The 18,953-nt window shown below is 65.5% G+C and carries 16 protein-coding genes and 2 pseudogenes; 8 read left to right on the forward strand and 10 right to left on the reverse strand.

Annotated elements, in window-relative coordinates:
- Genes ACQVLG_RS04320 through ACQVLG_RS04330 form a run of 3 tightly spaced genes read right to left on the reverse strand, consistent with a single transcriptional unit; the run spans position 1 to position 5,233 of the window.
- Positions 1–2,589 carry an EAL domain-containing protein gene (locus tag ACQVLG_RS04320; RefSeq protein WP_474293006.1) on the reverse strand — a complete coding sequence of 863 codons (2,589 nt, stop codon included), beginning with the start codon at positions 2,587–2,589 and terminating at the stop codon, positions 1–3.
- Positions 2,586–4,619 carry a sensor histidine kinase, YfiR-like protein-associated gene (locus tag ACQVLG_RS04325; protein ID WP_474293008.1) on the reverse strand — a complete coding sequence of 678 codons (2,034 nt, stop codon included), beginning with the start codon at positions 4,617–4,619 and terminating at the stop codon, positions 2,586–2,588. The genes ACQVLG_RS04320 and ACQVLG_RS04325 overlap by 4 nt, the downstream gene beginning before the upstream one ends.
- The gene (locus ACQVLG_RS04330) at positions 4,619–5,233 is read right to left on the reverse strand and encodes a TOL_0243 family YfiR-like periplasmic protein (protein WP_230539044.1); all 615 of its coding nucleotides are present in this window, start codon (positions 5,231–5,233) and stop codon (positions 4,619–4,621) included. The genes ACQVLG_RS04325 and ACQVLG_RS04330 overlap by 1 nt, the downstream gene beginning before the upstream one ends.
- 224 nt (positions 5,234–5,457) lie before the next feature.
- Between ACQVLG_RS04330 and ACQVLG_RS04335 the strand changes: the two genes are divergently transcribed.
- The gene (locus ACQVLG_RS04335) at positions 5,458–5,940 is read left to right on the forward strand and encodes a CinA family protein (RefSeq protein WP_474293010.1); all 483 of its coding nucleotides are present in this window, start codon (positions 5,458–5,460) and stop codon (positions 5,938–5,940) included.
- On the opposite strand, the gene ACQVLG_RS04340 is transcribed toward ACQVLG_RS04335, so the two are convergent.
- Positions 5,930–7,702 (reverse strand): GGDEF domain-containing protein, encoded by a 1,773-nt coding sequence (locus tag ACQVLG_RS04340; protein WP_474293012.1) that lies wholly within the window; start codon positions 7,700–7,702, stop codon positions 5,930–5,932. The two genes, ACQVLG_RS04335 and ACQVLG_RS04340, sit on opposite strands and share 11 nt — an antisense overlap.
- 212 nt (positions 7,703–7,914) lie before the next feature.
- On the opposite strand from ACQVLG_RS04340, the gene ACQVLG_RS04345 reads away from it, so the two are divergent.
- The 4 genes from ACQVLG_RS04345 to ACQVLG_RS04360 all read left to right on the forward strand — a co-directional run bounded on the left by ACQVLG_RS04345 (position 7,915) and on the right by ACQVLG_RS04360 (position 11,888).
- Positions 7,915–8,643, forward strand: coding sequence for a P-loop NTPase family protein (locus tag ACQVLG_RS04345; protein ID WP_101482913.1), 729 nt, complete (start codon positions 7,915–7,917; stop codon positions 8,641–8,643).
- The gene (locus ACQVLG_RS04350; RefSeq protein WP_230539048.1) at positions 8,644–8,997 is read left to right on the forward strand and encodes a hypothetical protein; all 354 of its coding nucleotides are present in this window, start codon (positions 8,644–8,646) and stop codon (positions 8,995–8,997) included.
- Between the two features lie 78 nt (positions 8,998–9,075).
- Positions 9,076–9,873, forward strand: a complete 798-nt coding sequence (locus tag ACQVLG_RS04355) for a M16 family metallopeptidase (protein WP_474293015.1) — start codon at positions 9,076–9,078, stop codon at positions 9,871–9,873.
- On the forward strand, positions 9,810–11,888 hold the full coding sequence (locus ACQVLG_RS04360) for a M16 family metallopeptidase (RefSeq protein WP_474295539.1): 2,079 nt from the start codon (positions 9,810–9,812) through the stop codon (positions 11,886–11,888). Before ACQVLG_RS04355 ends, ACQVLG_RS04360 begins: the two co-directional genes overlap by 64 nt.
- A 3-nt stretch (positions 11,889–11,891) precedes the next feature.
- Here the strand turns inward: ACQVLG_RS04360 and ACQVLG_RS04365 are convergent, their stop codons facing one another.
- The 3 genes and pseudogenes from ACQVLG_RS04365 to ACQVLG_RS04375 form a co-directional block, all read right to left on the reverse strand.
- Complete coding sequence (locus ACQVLG_RS04365) at positions 11,892–12,293, reverse strand: ribosomal maturation YjgA family protein (protein WP_474293017.1); 402 nt, start codon at positions 12,291–12,293, stop codon at positions 11,892–11,894.
- Positions 12,294–12,392: 99 nt separating this feature from the next.
- Entirely contained in the window at positions 12,393–12,773 is a 381-nt protein-coding gene (locus ACQVLG_RS04370; RefSeq protein WP_474295541.1) for a LysR substrate-binding domain-containing protein, read from the reverse strand.
- A gap of 50 nt (positions 12,774–12,823) precedes the next feature.
- Positions 12,824–13,261, reverse strand: a pseudogene (locus ACQVLG_RS04375) (LysR family transcriptional regulator); the annotation flags it as partial.
- Between the two features lie 137 nt (positions 13,262–13,398).
- Here ACQVLG_RS04375 and ACQVLG_RS04380 point away from each other — a divergent pair.
- Positions 13,399–14,697 carry an SGNH/GDSL hydrolase family protein gene (locus tag ACQVLG_RS04380; RefSeq protein WP_474293019.1) on the forward strand — a complete coding sequence of 433 codons (1,299 nt, stop codon included), beginning with the start codon at positions 13,399–13,401 and terminating at the stop codon, positions 14,695–14,697.
- On the opposite strand, the gene cysK is transcribed toward ACQVLG_RS04380, so the two are convergent.
- Positions 14,658–15,590, reverse strand: coding sequence for a cysteine synthase A (cysK, locus tag ACQVLG_RS04385; protein WP_230539053.1), 933 nt, complete (start codon positions 15,588–15,590; stop codon positions 14,658–14,660). The genes ACQVLG_RS04380 and cysK overlap by 40 nt on opposite strands.
- Before the next feature lie 84 nt (positions 15,591–15,674).
- A pseudogene (locus tag ACQVLG_RS04390) lies at positions 15,675–16,041 on the reverse strand (FKBP-type peptidyl-prolyl cis-trans isomerase).
- Between the two features lie 193 nt (positions 16,042–16,234).
- Here ACQVLG_RS04390 and thpR point away from each other — a divergent pair.
- A complete protein-coding gene (gene thpR, locus ACQVLG_RS04395) occupies positions 16,235–16,753 on the forward strand; it encodes an RNA 2',3'-cyclic phosphodiesterase (protein WP_474293021.1) in 519 nt (172 codons plus the stop codon).
- A 9-nt stretch (positions 16,754–16,762) separates the two neighbouring features.
- Here the strand turns inward: thpR and ACQVLG_RS04400 are convergent, their stop codons facing one another.
- A complete protein-coding gene (locus ACQVLG_RS04400; protein ID WP_474293023.1) occupies positions 16,763–17,614 on the reverse strand; it encodes a tRNA threonylcarbamoyladenosine dehydratase in 852 nt (283 codons plus the stop codon).
- A gap of 113 nt (positions 17,615–17,727) precedes the next feature.
- Here ACQVLG_RS04400 and pdxH point away from each other — a divergent pair, with 113 nt between their 5' ends.
- Positions 17,728–18,939 (forward strand): pyridoxamine 5'-phosphate oxidase, encoded by a 1,212-nt coding sequence (pdxH, locus tag ACQVLG_RS04405; protein WP_474293025.1) that lies wholly within the window; start codon positions 17,728–17,730, stop codon positions 18,937–18,939.
- Positions 18,940–18,953: the final 14 nt, after the last annotated feature.

Genomic DNA, 18,953 nt, shown 5'->3' on the forward strand with positions numbered 1-18,953 from the left:
CTAGCGCACCGCCGTGCGCGCCAGCCCCGGCTGGTTCACCATCCAGTAGTGCTGGAAGGCCAGGCGGATATTGTCGCGCAGCTGGGTGTCATCCCACGGTTTCGTATAAAAACGATAGATGGCGCCCCGGTTGATCGAGTCGAGCACGGCTTCCAGGCCCGTGTAGCCGGACAGGATGATGCGGATGGTTTCCGGATACAGCTCCTTGACCTTGCTCAAGAACTCCGTGCCGCTCATGCTGGGCATGCGCTGGTCGCAGACGATGACGTGGACCCTGTGCAGGGCCAGCATTTCAAAGCCTTCGGCCGGCGTGCTGGCCGTGAGGATCTGGTAGCCCTCGGGGCGGAACAGGCGGTGCAGCGAGGACAGCACGTTGACGTCGTCGTCGACGATGAGCAGGGTTTGCGCGGACTGGGCGGCCGGGTCGTGGCCGGGCGGCAGACCGGCGCCGGCGGCGATCATCTGCCCCAGTTCCAGCGCCGGCAGGGCGCGGCTGAAATAAAAGCCCTGGATCTCGTCGCAGCGGTTGCGCCGCAGATATTCGAGCTGCGGGCGCGATTCCACGCCCTCGGCCACCACGCTCAGTTTCAGGCTGTGCGCCATGCTGACGATGGCCAGCGCGATGGCCGCGTCGTTCGGGTTGCTGGTGATGTTGCGCACGAAGGCGATGTCGATTTTGAGCTTGTCGATGGGGAAGCGCTGCAGATACGCCAGGCTCGAATAACCGGTGCCGAAATCGTCGATGGCCACCTTCACGCCGATTTTCTTCAATTTGCTCAGCACGACGATGGTGCGCTCGGCGTTCGACATCAGCGCCGTTTCCGTCAATTCCAGTTCCAGCAATTCCGGCGCCACACCGTACTGCGCCAGCGCGCGCGTTACTTCGCCCTCCAGATCGCCCTCGGCAAACTGGCGGCTCGACACATTCACGGCCACGCGCACGGGTCCCACTTCGCTGTCGCGCCATTCGGCGATCTGGCGGCAGGCAGCCTGGATCACCCAGGCGCCCACGCGCACGACCAATCCCGTGTCTTCCAGCACGGGCACGAATTCAGCCGGCGCCACCAGGCCATAGCCGGGGCGGCGCCAGCGCAGCAGCGCTTCCACGCCGCTGATGCGGCCCGTGCGCAAATCCACCTTGGGCTGGTAGTACAGGATGAACTGGTCGTGCTCGAGCGCATGGCGCAGCGCCAGTTCCAGGTCCAGGCGCGCCAGTACCTGCACGTTCATGCCGGCCGTGAAAAAGCGGTAGCCGTCGCGCCCCGCCTGCTTGGCGCCGCCCATGGCCGTATTCGCGTATTTGATCAGCGTTTCCGGGTCGGTGGCGTCGTCCGGATACATGGCGATGCCGATGCTGGCCGTCAGGGTGGCAGCATGGCCGCGCAGGTCGAACGGCGCGCGCAAGGCTTCGCGCACCTGGTTGGCCACGGCCACGGCTTCCTGCTGGTTGCGGCTCATGGTCAATATCAGTGCGAATTCGTCGTTGCCCAGCCTCCCCACCGTGTCGCGCAGGCGCACGCATTCGACCAGGCGGTTACTGAACTGGCGCAGCAGTTCGTCGCCCAGCGCCGCGCCCAGGGTGTCGTTGATGCTTTTGAAGCGGTCCAGCGCGATGAACAGCACCACGATGCGCCAGCTTTTTTCCTGCGCCAGTTCGACGGCCTGGGCCAGCGTCTGGTAAAACAGGCTGCGGTTCGGCAGCCCCGTCAAGCCATCGTAATGGGCCAGGTGCTTCAGGCGCTCCTGCGCCTGGCGCCGTTCGCTGATGTCGCGCGCCACGGCGATCAGCAGCAGGCCGCCCGTGCCAGGGGTACCAGGATGGCCGCCCGCCACGGGCGCCTGCGCATACCAGTGCCAGCCCAGTTCCACGGGCACCAGGCTCAGGTCGCGCCGCACCAGCTCGCATTCCGTCACTTCCGTGGCCAGGTGGGCCGGGCCGCCCGGCAGCGCGGCCAGCGGCGGGGCCGGCGGCGACGGCAGCAGAGTGCCGGGCGCCAGCGCCAGCAGTTCGGCGCGCGCATAGCCGAGCAGGCGGCAGGCGCCGTCGTTGGCGTCGACCAGGGCCATGCCCAGCACGTCGACGAGGAAGATGGCGTCGCTGGTGGCGTCCATGGCGCCGCGAAAGCGCTGCAATTCGGCCGTGCGCTGGCCCACCGTGCGTTCGAGCAAGGTGTTGTAGTGGCGCGCGGCGCGGTGCAGCAGCCGCACTTCGAGCATGTTGCGGATGCGCGTGAGCACCTCGAGCGCATCGAAGGGCTTGCTGATGAAGTCGCGCGCGCCCGCTTCCAGCGCCGCCAGCTTGGCGTCCGGGTCGGCGGCGATCACCAGCACGGGCAGATAGCCTTCCAGTTCCAGCGGGCGCAAGGTATCCATCACCTCATAGCCGCTCATGCCGGGCATCACCAGGTCGAGGATGATCAGGTCGAACTGCTGGCGCTGGTGCAGGCCGGCCACGGCGCGCGCGTCGAGGGTGCTGCTGATGGCCGTGTAGCCGCCGCCTTCCAGCAAATGCGCGAGCAGGCGCAAATTGACTTCCTGGTCGTCGACGATGAGGATTTTCGCCGCATAGATATCGGCCTGGCTGATCACGGCGCCCCCTTGCCTTTCTGCCGGCGCTGCTGTGCCACATAGGCCAGGGTGCTGTTGATCGCCTCGGTAAATTCATCGAGGTTGATCGGCTTGGTCAGGTAGCGGTAAAAGCCCAGCGCCATGCTGCGCTCGACGTCGCCCGGCATGGCGTTGGCCGTCAGGGCGATGACGGGGATGTGCGCCGTGCGCGGATCGGCGCGCAGCAGCTTCAGCGCATCCGTGCCATTCACGTGCGGCAGGTTGATGTCCATCAAGATCAGCTGCGGCAGGTGCGTGCGCGCCATCTCCACGCCCAGGCGGCCATCCGTGGCCGTCAGCAGCTGCAATTGCGGGCAGTAGCGCACGATTTCCTCGACCAGGGTCAGGTTGGCGGGATTGTCTTCCACGTACAGCAAGGTCACGGGAGCGCTGTGCTCGAGCAGCGCGCCGGCCAGGTCCGGGCGCGGCAAGGCCAGCGGTGCGGGCGCGGGCAAGGCATCGACCACGCGCAGCTCGATCCAGAACGTGCTGCCTTCGCCTGGCGCGCTGGTCACGCCGATGCTGCCATCCATCAGCTCCACCAGGCGCTTGGTGACCACCAGGCCGATGCCGCTGCCCTCTTCCGTGCCGCCTTCCTGCCCCAGCCGGTTGAAGGGCTGGAACAGCAGCGCCACCTGTTCGGCATCAAGGCCCACGCCCGTGTCACGCACGCTGCTGATGCGCACCCGCCCGCCCGCGTGCGGCGCGCAAGCGATGGCCACCTGCCCCTGCTCGCGGTTGTACTTGAGCGCATTCGACAGCAGGTTCAATAAAATCTGCTTGAGGCGCGTGCGGTCGGCCAGCACGTTCAGGGGGCAGGCATCGGGAAAGTCCATGCCGATGCCGCGCTGGCTGGCCAGCGGCGCGATCATGTCGCGGCATTCCTGCAAGATGGCGTCCAGCGCCACCGGTTCCAGCGACAGGCTGACCGTGCCCGATTCCACCTTCGCCAGATCGAGAATTTCATTGATCAATGTCAACAAGTGACGCCCCGATTTCAGGATATGGCCGGCGAATTCCTTCTTTTGTTCCAGGGTCGACGGCAGGCGGTCGGAACTGAGGATTTGCGCGAAGCCCAGGATGGCGTTCAGCGGCGTGCGCAATTCATGGCTCATCGACGACAGGAAGGCCGACTTGGCATAATTGGCGCTGCGCGCCTCTTCCATCGCCATGGCCAGTTCGCCATTCGTCATTTCCAGCTGCATCGTGCGCTCGTGCACGCGCACTTCCAGCTCCTGGTTCAGGCGCATGACTTCCTGCTGCGCCTGGGTGCGCTGCTCGCCCTCGCGCGCCAGCTCGCCGTTCGAGCGCTCCAGCGCCTGCGTGCGCAGCTCGATCTCGGCCAGCATCTTGTTGAAGGAATCGACCAGCTGCGCCACTTCGTCGACGCTGAGCTTGCGCGCGCGGCGCGAGTAGTCGCCCGTCTCGATCACTTCACGCGCCACGTCGGCGATATCGAGGATGGGCTGGGTGATGACGAAATCGAGGCGGCGCAGCAGCAGCAAGGCCACCAGCAGCGCCAGCACCGTCACGCCCAGCGCGATGGCCAGGTAATCGGCCGTGCGGCCGGCCAGCTCGTAATCGGCGCGCAGGTAGACGGTGCCCAGCAGTTCGCCATTGTCGACGATGGGCTTGAACAATTCCACCGAACTGCCCTGGATGGTTTCGCCTTCCTTGCCCACCTTCGCCGGCAGCTCGCCCACCTGCTCGTTTGCGCGGTAGCTGGCAAACAGGCTGCCGTCGGCCTTGTACAGGGCGCCGGCCGTCACGCGCGGGCGGATGCGCATCAGGTTGAGGTTTTCCAGCGCCAGGCGTTCGTCGTCGAAGGCCAGCGCGGCCGAACTCATGTGCCCCAGCAGCTCGGCCTGGGTACTGATGTCGGCCACCAGGTTGCGGTGGTAGGCGCGCAAGTCGTAGACGACGATGGTGCCCAGCGAAATGACGAGCGCCACCAGGGTGGTCAGCAAGACCACCGACATCAGCTTGTGGCGGATGGAACGCAGTCGTATCATCAGGCGCCTCCCGTCTGCACGCGGTAGGCGGCCAGCAGCATGCGCGCGCTGATGCGGATATGCGCCAGCGCCACGGGTTTTAAGGCCACGTCGAAGCGCACCTTGTCTTCGGCCATGACAAAATTGATCATGCTGCCCATCGCGTAGACCTCATCCGAATCGGATACCGTCAACAACGCCAGGCCACGGCTGGCGGCCAGCATCTCCTGCAGCGCCGTTTTCTCCAGCGCGCCCAGGTACAGCACGTGCAGCCCGGCCAGCGCTTCGCCGCGGCGCACTTTTTTCACCTGCACGGCGCGGCCGTTGACGCTGTGCCCGGCCACGCTCTGTTCGAGCTGCTCGGCCAGCGCATCGGCGCCCGCCACGCCGATCACCAGCGGCGAGTCGGGCCGGGCAAAGCTGCCCTCGGGCCATTCGACATAGCCGGCAAACTTGTACAGGTACGCGGCCTTGACCTGGCGCTCCAGGTCGCCCGGCACTTGCGCCTGCGCCTCGGCGCACAGCGCGCCCAGGAGCAGCAATAGCCAGCCCCAGTGCAGGGAGCGATGGCCGCCGCGCACGGTGCGGCGCAGGGGGCCAGGATGACGCCACCAGGTCCAGTTCAGAATTGCCATGACAACCGAGTAAAGATAATGCATACGAAGGCGCGGCACCATGCCGCGTGCCTGTTCGGGCGATGCGCACCAGGGTAGCGCAGCGACAGAGCGCCTGCCGGACCGAAGTGGTAGCAAATGTATAAAAGAGTGTACGCATTTTCGCTGGTACCGGGGAAAGTTTCTTTTACCGTGGGCCATGCTACAGTCTTGCCACCCTTTTCCACCGCCTGCAGGAGTCATCCATGAGCAACGAACGCGTCCCCCTCTCCACCGCCGTCGGCCAGGCCCTGCAGGCGAAGGGCTTGCTGCTGGCCACGGCCGAATCGTGCACGGGCGGCGGCGTGGCGCAAGCCGTCACCGACGTCAGCGGTTCGAGCGCCTGGTTCGAGCGGGGCTTCGTCACCTATTCGAACGGGGCCAAGAGCGGCATGCTGGGCGTGCCCGCCGAGCTGATCGCCGCCCACGGCGCCGTCAGCGAGGAAGTGGCCGCCGCCATGGCGCAAGGCGCGCTGGCCCACAGCGAAGCCCAGGTGGCCGTCTCGACCACGGGCATCGCCGGCCCCACGGGCGGCGTGCCGGGCAAGCCCGTCGGCACCGTCTGCTTCGGCTGGGCCATGGACGGGCGCGTGCAGACGCAGCGGCTGGTGTTCGCGGGCGACCGCCAGGCCGTGCGTGAACAGGCGGTGGCGCACGCCCTGCGCGAACTGCTGCCTTTTATCCGGTAGCGTCGGCGATGCAGGCGCGGTCGCGCCCGGCCTGCTTGGCCGCGTACAGGGCACTGTCGGCGCGCATCAGCAATTCATGGCGGCCGGCGCCGTGGCGCGGATACTCGGCGATACCGGCGGAAAAAGTGCAGCCGGACAGGCTGTGCGGCGCCTGCTGGATCAGCAGCTGGCGGTAGCGCGCGGCGATGTCGTCGATCTTGTGCGCGGCGATGCTGCTGTCGGCTTCGCGCAACAGCAGGCAGAATTCCTCGCCGCCATAGCGGCACACCATGTCGCTGCCGCGCAGCTGGCTCTCCACCAGGCGCGCGAACTGGATCAGCACCTCGTCGCCAAAGTTGTGCCCGTACGTGTCGTTGACGCGCTTGAAGAAATCCAGGTCGATGATGGCGATGGCCACGGGCGCGTTCGCGTCGGCCGCGTGCAGGATGGCATTGAGGCAGGTTTCGAAATGGCGGCGGTTGTACAGGCCCGTCAGGTGGTCGCGCATGGCCTGTTCCTTCAGGCTGTCCTGCAGGGAATTGACGTGCAGGATCTGGTGCGCCAGTTCGCGGTTCAGGTGCTCGAGCTTGGCGTTTTCCGTTTCGCGCGCCGCCTGCAGCTCCAGCGCCTTGTCGCGCTCGGCTTTCAGGCTGTGCATTTCCTTTTCCAGGTTACGCATCAGGCTGCGCGAGGCGCGCGCCGACTTGCTGCTGGCCTCGTACGCGGCCTGGTATTGCTGCAAAAAGCCATACGCGGCCTGCCATTCGCCCAGCTGGGCATTGATATCGGACAAACCGCGCAGGATCTGCTGCTGGTGGAACGGATTGCGCGTCCAGCTCAGCAGGCTGTGCGCCTGCGTCAGCGACGCCAGCGCCTGCGCCGTCTGGCCCGCGTGCAGGTCGAGCTTGCCGCGCACCAGCCACGCGTGCATCTGCTCTTCCAGGTCCTGGCCGCGGCGCGCATACTCTTCGGCGCGCAGCAGCAGTTGCAGCGCGCTGTCGGGCCGCTGCAGCAGGATGGCGGCGTGGGCGGCGATGCAGAACAAAAAGGCGCGCACGGCCAGGTCTTCTTCCGGCCACTCGTAAAACGGTTCCACCAGCGCCAGCGCTTCGGCCGGCTTGCCCGTGGCTAATAAACACATGGCCAGGTTGGCCGAGACGATGGTTTGCTGGTATTTGAGCTTTTGCGTGCCGATGATCTCGAGCGCCTCGACCAGCAGGGGGATGGCGTCTTCGTCGTTGCCCAGGTCGTGCTGCGACGACGCCAGGTTCGACAGGCTGTTGACGCGGTGCGCGGGGCTGCCGAAACGCTCGGCGATGTCCAGCGCCAGCAAAAAATTGCGCGGGCCGTCCTGCGTGTCGCCACGGTTCAGGGCATCGACGCCCAGGCGCGCGTACAGCATGAATTTGTGCAGGGAATCGGGAATCTGCGCGGCCTGGCTGCGCGCCTGCAGGAAATGCTGCTCGGCATCGGCAAAATCGCCGCGCCGACTCGCGTACGCGCCCTGCAGGGCCGCCACTTCCATGCCCCCTTCCAGGTCGCCGCTGTGCTGGAAATACGCGCGCAGCTGCTCGCACGACGGTTCGGCTTCGCCCGCGTAATACGCGAGCCAGCAATGATTCAGTTCCGCATACGCGCCGCCGCGCGCATACTGTTGCCGTTGCGCCGCCGCCAGCGCCATCTGCGCCAGCCGCCGCGCCTGGCGGCGGTTGCCCACCAGGCAAGACAGGGCTTGCTGATTCAGACGGTCAATGTCGGCTTTATCGAGACTGGAGATCGGCACTGCGTCCTCATACACACGCTGGGGTGGATTTTTCACACAAAACTTGCTCTGTATCAATGGTATCCTGATTAACATCATAACCAGATTCGCTGTTCCGCATGGCATATTTGCAAAGGATTGTGGTAAAAATGCCAGTCGTGGCCTGGCCGGGCGCCTGCGCCGCTGTCACGGATCTTTGATTGTCACTGACGCAACAACTTGGAGTAGTCGCAATGCAAAACACGGTACATTTCATCCTGCAGGGCAAGGGCGGCATCGGCAAGACCCTCGTCTCGACCCTGCTGGCCCAGTGGATAGGCGGCAAGGACGACACGCCTTTGCGCTGTTATGACACCGACCAGGAAAACGCCACGTTCTCGCGCTACAAGGCGATGAATGTCAAACACGTGCCCGTGATGACGGATGCGCGCAACATCGACCCGAAGCGCTTCGACGCGCTGATGATCGACATCCTCGACACGGACGGCAACTGCGTGGTCGACAATGGCGCGAACACGTTTTCGCCGCTGATGGGCTACCTGCTGGAAAACGACTGTTTCTCGCTGCTGGAAGAATCGGGCCGCAAGGTGTACATCCACACCATCGTCGGCGGCGGCGACACCCTGCACGACACGGCCACGGGCTTCGTCGCCACGGCACAGGCGACGAAAGTGCCGCTGGTGCTGTGGCAGAACGAACACTTCGGCCTGCTGCAATCGGCGTCGGGCAAGCAGTTTGTCGAATCGCAATCGTATGCCGACAACCGCGCGCGCGTGAAAGGCAGCATCACCTTGAGCCAGCGCAATCCCGACACGTTTGGCGCGGACGTCAAGAAAATGAATACGGCGCGCCTGACGATGCAGGAAGTGTTGCAGAACGACAAGTTCAACATCATGGAAAAGCAGCGCATCAAGGTCGTCTACCGCGACATCTTCGAACAGCTTGACAAGGTGCAATGGTAGATGGACCAGCACAAACTGCGCAGCCACGTGTTCGACAAGACGGGCATCAAGATCGACGTCGATGACCCGATATTCGCCCTGGTGGCGCTGAACGAAGCCGTGCTGGCGGAAACCGTCGAGCGCCAGCTGGCCTTGCTGGACGCCGCCACCCAGGCGCTGGCCGCGCAGGCGCGCGCCACGGGCGGCTTGCCGCCCGAACCGGCACCAGCCATGCCCCGGCCCGCGCCGCAAGCGCCCGGGCCTGCCCCCCTCTTTACGCCGCGCGAATGGCGTTTGCTGGGCGCGGCGGCCCTCGTCTCCGTCGCCTGCGCCCTGCTGGTGCTGGGCGGCGCGGCCCTGCTGTATAAACTGTAGCACCGACCGTAGCACCATCGCGCTGGGCCAGCCACGAGCGGGCCGCAGCGTCTTCCCCACCCTAGCCTGGAAGCATGCATGAAACCGATCAAACTGCTGGCCATACCCGCCCTGATGCTGTCGCTGTACGGCGCCCCGCTCACGCTCGCCCACGCCGCCGGCGCCGCTGCCGCGACGGCAGCCACGGCCGTGCCAAATGTTGCCTACGAAAAATACACGCTGCCGAACGGCCTCGACGTGATTCTCGTGGAAGACCATAAATTGCCCGTCACGGCCGTCAACATCTGGTACCACGTGGGACCGGCGAATGAAGCGCCGGGCCTGACGGGCTTTGCGCATTTGTTCGAACACATGATGTTTGCCGCCACCAAGCACGTGCCGCGCGGCATGGCCGACCAGCTGCTGGAAGGCGCGGGCGCCACGGATTCGAACGGCAGCACGGATTTCGACCGCACCAACTATTTCGACACGGTGCCGTCGAACCAGCTGGAACTGGCCCTGTGGGCCCATTCCGACCGCATGGGCTACCTGCTGGACGTGCTCGACCAGACGGCGCTGACGAACCAGCAAGACGTGGTGCGCAACGAGCGGCGCCAGAGCGTGGAAAACGCACCCTACGGCATCGTGCAGGAAGCCCTGTACCACCAGCTGTTTCCGAAGACCCACCCGTATTACGCCAGCGTCATCGGTTCGCACGCGGATATCCAGAACGCGAAACTGGCCGACATCAAGGAATTCTTTACCCAATACTATGGCCCCAACAATGCCAGCCTGGTGATCGCGGCGACATCGACAAGGCAAAGACCAAGGAACTGGTCAACAAGTATTTTGGCAGCTTCAAGAGCGGCCCCGCCGTGGCCAAGCCAGACGTCGTGACGCCGCCCATCACGCAGGAACGCCGCATCGTGGTGCAGGACCGGGTCGAGCTGCCGCGCGTCTTCATGGCCTGGCTGACGCCATCGGCCTACGCCCCGGACGATGCGGAACTGTCGATGGCCGCGCAGATCCTGGCCGGCGGCAAGTCCAGCCGCCTGTATAAATCCCTCGTGTACGACAAGCAGATCGCGCAGGACGTGGGCGCCAGCCAGAGCTCGAACGCCCTCGCTTCCGTGTTCACCATCGACGTGACGGCCCGCCCCGGCCATCAGCCCGAGGAAATCGAGCAAGCCATGCAGGCGGAGCTGGAGCAATTGCGCGCCAAAGGCCCCAGCGAGAAGGAAATCGAGCGGGCCCGCAACAGCATCGAGACAGCCATGCTGAGCCAGGTGGAAAAAGTGGGCGGCAACGCCAACATGATGAACCAGTATAACCAGTACCTGGGCGACCCCGGCTACCTGGGCAAGGATATCGAGCGCTACCGCCAGGTGACGGCGGCCGGCGTGCAGCGCGCCGTCGACACCTACCTGAAAAACCAGGCGCGCGTGGTCGTGTATGGCGTGCCGGGCACGCCGGACCTGGGGCCGGAAGTGGCGACGCCGGCGCCGGGCAAGGTCAAGCCGGCGCCGGGCACGGCCATCAATGCGGACGAGCCATGGCGTAACAAGGTGCCGGCCGCCGGTCCCGCGCCGAAGATTGTTCTACCGCAAGCGACGTCCTTCACCTTGAGCAATGGCTTGACCGTGATCCACAACTACAACCCGGCCGTGCCGCTGATTTCCAGCCAGCTGGTAGTAAAAAGCGGTTCGGGCGCCAATCCGCTGGCGCAGCCGGGCTTGTCGGGCTTTACGGCGCAATTGCTGCAGGAAGGGACCAGTACGCGCAGCGCGCCGCAGATCGCCGATGACGTGGCGCAACTCGGTGCTTTTCTGGGCACGGGTTCCGGCGCCGATGCCTCGTTCGCCCAGCTGACGTCGCTGAAAACCACCTTCCCGCAAGCGCTCGACGTGCTGGCCGACGTGGTGCAGCACCCGCAATTCCCGCAAGATGAAGTGGAGCGCCAGCGCGCCAGCCGCATCGGCGAACTGGCGCAGCAGCGCGAAAACGCGGGTGCCGTGGCGGCCCGCGTGGAAGCGGCCGCCCTGTACGGTCCGCAGCATCCGTACGGCTATATCCAACTGGGCACGGAAGCGGCCCTGAAAGCCACCAGCCGCGCCGACCTGCAGGCGTTCTGGCAGCAGCATTATGTGCCCAACAACGCGGCGCTGATCGTCTCGGGCGACATTGATGCAGCGCAATTGAAGAGCCTGGCGGAAGCCAAGTTCGGCAGCTGGAAGGCGGGCGCGGTGGCGCCGTCCGTGACGGCGGCGCCGGCCACGACGAAAGCCAGGCTGATCCTCGTCGACAAGCCGGGCGCGCCGCAGACGGCCGTGCGCCTGTCGACTATCGCCGTGGCCCGCGCGACACCCGACTATGCGCCGCTGCAAGTGATGAACGCGGCGCTGGGCGGCTTGTTTACGAGTCGGCTGAGCAATAACCTGCGCGAAGAGAAGGGCTACACGTATGGCGTGCGCTCGCAATTCCAGTACCGCAGCCAGCCGGGACCGTTCTCGATTGCCGCCGGCGTGCGCACCGACGTGACGGGCGCGGCCGTGTCGGAAACCTTCAAGGAAATCCGCGCCATGATCGCCAAGCCGTTAAGCGCCAAGGAATTGTCGAATGCGCGCAATTCGCAGGTGCTGTCGCTGCCGGGCCAGTTCGAGACGAATGCCAGCATCAGCGCCAGCATGGCCAACACGTATATCTATGGCCTGGGTCTCGACTACTACGCGACCTTGCCGCAGCGCTTTGCCGGCGTGACGGACAAGCAGGTGCAGCAGGTGGCGAAGAAATACCTGCAGCCGGAAAAGCTGATCGTCATCGGCGTGGGCGACAAGGCGAAGATCGCCCCGCAGTTGAGCAAGCTCAAACTGGCGCCCGTGGAATTGCGCGATGCGGAAGGGAACGTGAAGTAAGGACTAGCGGCGCTTGAACAGCGCCAGCTTGTCGATGAACGCCGCCACGGCCACCCCGGCCGTGTAGGCGATCAAATCGCCCCAGCCGAAGGTGGAACCGAGCACCAGGTGCCCCAGCGGATGCGCGCGCAGCGCGACGAGCCAGGGCGTCTGGAGCAGCTGGCCGAATTCGACGGCAAAGCAGATCAGCAGCGCAGTCAGCGCCAGCTGCCACGTGCGCATGCGCGTGGCGAAGATGCCCAACGCAAAGACGATCATCATGGCCCACAGGGCGTCGCCCGGATACTTGCCGAGCGCGGCGGGGAGGAATTGGGGATAGGCGCGCGAGGCCAGGCCCAGCGCGATGACAGCCACGGTTGCGCCCACCTGCAGCAGGCGGCGGCGTTCAGGTTTTACCAGGAACATATTTCCATTCAAAGGCACAATACGGGCCGAACCATTGCGGCCCGTCCGATATTGTACTGCGCGGCCGCGTCCGGCTGCAGCCTAATCGCCTGAACACGCTCAGTCCAGCGCGACGTGCTGCGCCAGGAAGTCGAGAAAGACGCGCACGCGCAGCGGCACGTGCCCGCCCTGCCCCACGAAGACGGCATGCACGTCTTCGCTGTCGCCCGGATTGAATTCTTCCAGCACGGCCTGCAAACGGCCCGCCGCGATATCGGCGCGCACCTGGAAGGCGGCCAGGCGCGCCAGTCCCAGTCCTGCCAGCGCCAGTTGCCGCAAGGCTTCGCCATCGCTGGCCTGGGCATTGCCCACGACCGGCACGACGATGTCGCCCCCGGGCAGGCGCAGCGGCCAGCCCGAGCGGGCGCGCGCGTAATTGGCGTCGAGCAGATTGTGCGACGCAAGGTCGGCCGCTGCCTGCGGCGTGCCGCGCCGCGCCAGGTAGCTTGGTGTGCCGCCACGATCGCCATGCGCGTCTGGCCCAGCTTGCGCGCCAGCAAGTTGGAACTTTTCAGGGGACCGGCCCGCACGGCCACGTCCGTGCGCTGTTCGAGGATATCGACGACGGCATCGGTCAGCACGATGTCGAGCGTCACCTCGGGATAGCGCTCCAGGAACAGCGGCGCCAGCGGCAGCAAGAAATGCTGGCCGAACGGCACGTTGGCATTCACCCTGATCTTGCCGCGCGGCACATCCTGCACGCCCGCGCAGCGCTCGGCCTCGTCCAGCGCCGCCAGCACCTGCATGCCCCGTTCATACAGGCCGCAGCCTTCGGCCGTCAGCTGCAGCTGGCGCGTGGAGCGGTTCAGCAGGCGCGCGCCCAGGCGCTCTTCCAGCCGGGACACAAGCTTGCTGACGGCCGACGGCGTCATGCCGCAGGCGCGCGCGGCGGCGGAAAAACCGCCCAGCTCGACGACGCGCACAAACACTTCCAGCTCGCCGGAGCGGTTACTTCGAGTCTGGCCATTGTGAATTCAACTCATAAATGTTCTTCGATAGGATAGTCTAGTGCATAAATGGCTTTGCTTGCATCATGCGCACATTCCCCTTGATGAAGCGAGCCGCCATGCAACGATCTTCCCTTCTCCCCACCGCCCTGCTGAGCCTGGCACTGGGCACCAGCCCAGCCCAGGCCGCCAACAACGATACCAGCTGGCTGGCCAGCTGGACGGCCAGCCCGCAAGCCGTGTGGGGCAGCGACTTTGTGCTTCCCGCCAACGTGCCCGCCGTGCTGCACGAACAAACCGTGCGCCAGGTGGCGCGCCTCAGCGTGGGCGGCCCGCGCGTGCGCATCGTGCTGTCGAATGCATATGGCAAAGTGCCGCTGCGCATCGGTGCGGCCAGCGTAGCCCTGGCGGCGAACGGCTCGGCCATCGAAGCGGGCAGCCTGCGCACGCTGACCTTTGCCGGCCAGCCGGCGGCCACCATGGCGCCGGGCGCGCCGCTCGTCAGCGACCCTGTCGACCTGTCCGTGCCGGACCTGGCCCGGCTGACGGTGAGCGTGCACCTGCCGCAAGCCAGTCCCGTCGCCACGTTCCACTGGGATGGCCGCGAAACGGCGTGGATCGCGCCGCATGACCAGACGCGGGCCGCGCGCATTGACGAGGCGCAAACGGGCGTGCAGACCACCACGGCGCGCCTCTTGCTCAGCGCCATCGAAGTGGCAGCGGCGCCGGCGGCGCAAGCGGTGGCCATCCTCGGCGATTCGATCACCGATGGCGCCAGCGCCAGCCTGGGGATGGATGCGCGCTGGCCCGATTTCCTGGCCGAACGCCTGGCGCCGCACGGCGTGGCCGTGCTCAATGCGGGGATTTCCGGTGGACGGTTGCTGTCCGACGGCATGGGAGAGAACGCCCTGGCCCGTTTCGGGCGCGACGTGCTGGCGCAGCCTGGCGTGCGCACGGTGGTCGTCTTGATCGGCATCAATGACATCAGCTGGCCCGGCACGGCGTTTGCGCCACGGGAACAGCGTCCCACCCTGGAGGAATTAACGGCCGGCTACGCCCAGCTGGTGGCCCAGGCGCGCAGCCGCGGCGTGCGCGTGGTCGGCGCCACTGTGACGCCGTTCGCAGGCGCCCTGCCCGGCACGCCATTGAGCGACTATTATCAAAAGGAAAAAGATGCGCTGCGCCAGCAACTGAACGCGTGGATACGCGCCAGCGGCCTGTTTGACGCCGTGCTCGACTTCGACGCCTGGGCGCGCGACCCGGCATATCCGCTACGCCTGCTGCCCGCCTACGACTCGGGCGACCACCTGCACCCGGGCGACGCGGGCAACCGGGCGCTGGCGGAAAGAATCGACCTGTCGCTGCTGTTTAATAAAAATCAGTCGCCCAGGCCCGCGTACAAAGCCGTGCTCAAGTAGCGCTCGCCGAACGACGGGATGATGGTGACGATGGTCTTGCCCGCGTTTTCTGGACGGCGCGCCACTTGCAGGGCGGCCCACAGGGCGGCGCCCGACGAAATGCCGACCAGCAAGCCTTCATCGCTGGCGGCCAGGCGCGCCGTGGCAAACGCGTCGTCATTCTTGACGCAGATGATTTCGTCGTAGATAGCCGTGTTCAAAATCTGCGGCACGAAACCGGCGCCGATGCCCTGGATCGGATGCGGCCCCTTGGTGCCTTTCGACAGCATCGGCGACGCTTCCGGTTCCACGGCGATCACTTGCAGGCCGGGCTTGCGTTCCTTCAACACTTCGCCGATGCCGGTGATCGTGCCGCCCGTGCCCACGCCGGCGACGACGATGTCCACTTGCCCATCCGTGTCGCGCCAGATTTCCTCGGCCGTCGTGGCGCGGTGGATGGCGGGATTGGCGGGATTATTGAATTGCTGCAACATCAAATAGCGCGGGTCGGCCGCCACCAGCTCTTCGGCCTTGCGGATGGCGCCCAGCATGCCTTCGCTGCCGGGCGTCAGCACCAGCTCGGCGCCGTAGGCGCGCAGCAGGATGCGCCGTTCGCGGCTCATGGTGTCGGGCATGACGAGGGTGCAGCGGTAGCCGCGCGCGGCGCAGACCATGGCCAGCGCAATGCCCGTGTTGCCGCTGGTGGGCTCGACGATGACGGTATCGGGATGGATCTTGCCTGCCGCTTCCGCGGCGACGATCATGGACAGGCCGATGCGGTCCTTGACGCTGTGGGCGGGATTGTAGAATTCGAGTTTGGCCAGGATGGTGGCCACACTGCCGGCGGCGATGCGGTTGATGCGCACCAGGGGGGTGTTGCCGATCAGTTCAGTGACGTCGTTGGCGATGTTCATGGGAGTCTCCACAGCAATTACAGAAGAAACCAGTCTACCGCTTTTTCACGGCAGCGCACGTGGTGCGCTGCCGAAACTGAACAATTACTTCACGTCCAGCAGTTCCACGTCGAAGATCAGTGCCGAGTTCGGCGGAATGTCGCCATTGCCGGCGCCGCGCGGACCGTAGGCCAGTTCGCCAGGAATGATCAGGGGTGCGCTTGCCGCCCACTTTCATGCCCGCCACGCCCTGGTCCCAGCCCTTGATGACCATACCCTTGCCCAGCGGGAAGTCGAACGGGCCACGGCCCACGGAGCTGTCGAACTTCTTGCCGCGCGAATCTTTCGCCAGCGGACGGTACAGCCAGCCCGTGTAGTGCACGACCACGGTATTGCCGGCGGACGCTTCCTTGCCCGTGCCGACCTTGTTGTCGATCAAGATCAATTTATCGGCGACAGGGCCGGGGCTCAGCGATACGGCCGAGGCGGGAACAGGCGCTGGCGCCTGTGCCTGCGCCAGCGACGCGGCGACGGAGCAGATCAGGGCAAACAAAACGGAGCTACGCGTCATGATGTATTCTTTCAGTGAGTTTCGGTGAGATCTCTGCCAATGCAAGAGGCAGGGAACGCCAATCATAGCAAACCGCCGCAACGATAGGAAAAACTTGTCGCCCGATATCCATAGTCCCCGCCTGTTTTACGCGCTGTGGCCCGATGCGGCCACGCGCACGGCCCTGGCCGCCTGGCAGGCGTTGCTGGACGGCAAACCTGTGCGCCCGGAAAAGCTGCACCTGACCCTGGCCTTCCTGGGCCAGCGCCCGGCCAGCGAGCTGCCGGCCCTGCAAGATATCCTGGAACAATTGCCGGCGCGTCCCATGCCCTTGCTGTTCGACCACGCCAGTCATTTTACGCAGCTGGCGCTGGCCTGGGCCGCCCTGGCGCAACCGTCGCCCGCCTTGCTCGACTTGCGCGCGGCCTGCATGCATGCGCTGGCGCAACGGGGCCTGGCGCCCCGCTTTGAGCACGACCGTTTTACGCCGCACGTGACCCTGGCGCGCCAGGCGCCGCCGCCGGCCAGCCAGGATTTCGCGCCCATCGCCTGGCAGGCGGACGAGCTGGTGCTGGTGGAATCGCTGAAAAGCAGCGGCGACTACCGCATCGTGGCCAGCCGCAAACTGACTTAGGCGGTGAACTTAAGCAGCGTCCGGCACTGGCACTTCAGCAACTTTGTCCTGGCGCAAGCTTTTCAGCGCATGGGCGGCCGCCACCATGCCGAAGCTGGCCGTCACCACCACGCTGGAGCCGAAGCCGGCGCAATTGAGGCCCGTCACGCCGGCAGGCGCGCTGCCATCGATGGCGCATGCTTCCGCGCTCTCTGGCGTGCTCAGCGGTTCCATGGAAAACACGGCGTCGACATTGAATTTGTTTTTGATGCCACGCGGAAAGCCATATTCGGTGCGCAACAGTTTGCGCACGCGCTTGAGCAGCGGTTCCTGCTCCGTCTTCGACAGGTCGCGCACGGCGATCAGGGTCGGGTCCGTCTGCCCGCCCGCGCTGCCGATGGTCAGCATCGGTACATTGCGCGCGCGGCAATACGCAATCACGGCCGCTTTCGCCTTGGCATTGTCGATGGCGTCGACCAGGTAATCGAAATCGCGCCCGCCCAGCAACTGCTCCAGATTATCGGGGGTAATGAAATCCTCGATCTGCGTGACCTGGCAAAACGGATTGATCAATTCGATGCGTTCGGCCAGGGCCGTGATCTTGGCCTTGCCGATGGTGTCGCTCATGGCCTGGATCTGGCGATTGATGTTCGATTCGGCAACATTGTCGAGGTCGATCAGGGTCAGGCGGCCGATGGCGCTGCGCGCCAGCGCTTCGACGATCCAGGAACCGACGCCGCCCACGCCGATCACGCACACGTGGGCGGCGCGGAAGCGTGCCAGCGCAGGTGCGCCATACAGGCGGGCAATGCCGCCGAAACGCCGCTCAAAATCGATCTCGGTCAAGTCCATGGAAATTAGTTCATTGGTGGAGGTATGCATGGCGCCATTTTAACGGACACTGCGCTGGCGGATATTCTAAAATAGCCGGATTGACACAGCGACAAGGCCAGACTGTCGCCGCGCCCCCACACCGCCCACCACGAGAACTCGCCATGACCACTCCCCTGTTCGACTCCGTTCCCGGCTTTGACCAGCCCATCGCCGTGCTCAAGCATTGCCACGACAAGATCCGCAAGCAGCTGAGCACATTGCAAAACCTGCTGGCCCACCTGGTGCAGCACGGCAACACGGCGGACGCGCAGCAGGCGGCCAAGGCAGTGTTGCAATATTTCAATAAAGCCGCCCATCTGCACCATGACGATGAAGAGCAGGATCTGATGCCCATGCTGCAAGCGACCGCTACGGGCGACGATGCGGCCCTGCTGGCGACGCTGGTGCCGGAAATCCTCGCCGACCACCAGCGCATGGACCAGGCCTGGCTGACCCTGCGCCCGGAACTCGATGCCATCGCCGCCGGCACGGGCGTGCAGCTGTCGGCCCATGGCGTGCGCGACTATGTGGCCGCCTACCAGGCCCACATGAGCAAGGAAGAGGGCCAGCTGGCGCCGATGGCCAAGCGCCTGTTCAGCGCGCAGCAGATGGAGCAGCTGGGCACGGCCATGCAGCGCCGCCGCGGCATCGCGCCCGATGCAGCGGAAGCCCCCGTGCAGGCAGCAGACCCGGCCGCCGTGCTGGCAGCCATGCGCACCGATTACGTCCAGTCCAGCCTGAGCGAGACGGATGTGCTGGCCGATCCCATCGCCCAGTTCCAGAAATGGTTTGCCGAGGCCGTCAACGCGCAAGTGATGGAGCCGAACGCCATGGACCTGGCCACCGTCAGTGCGGACGGCAAGCCCAGCTCGCGCATCGTGCTGATCAAGCAATTCGACGAGCGCGGCTTTACCTGGTACACGAATTATCAGAGCGACAAGGGCCGGCAGCTGGAACACAACCCGCACGCCGCCCTGCTGTTCTTCTGGCGCGAGCTGGAGCGGCAAGTGCGCATCGAGGGCACGGTGGTGAAAACCACGGCGGCCGAGAGCGACGAGTATTTCAATGTGCGCCCCCTGCAAAGCCGGCTGTCCGCCATTGCCTCGCAGCAAAGCGTGCCCATCGCCGACCGTGCCGCGCTGGAAAGCCATTACGAGGCCGTGGCCGCCGCCGTCGGCGACGCGCAGCCGCCGCGCCCTGCCCACTGGGGCGGCTACCGTTTGCAACCGGAACGCATCGAATTCTGGCAGGGACGCCGCTCGCGCTTCCACGACCGCATCGTGTTTACACGCGGTGCTGACGGGCAATGGAGCATGCAACGCTTGCAACCATAAGCAGGACAGTCAAG

Source organism: Janthinobacterium sp. TPC_1 (assembly GCF_056037845.1).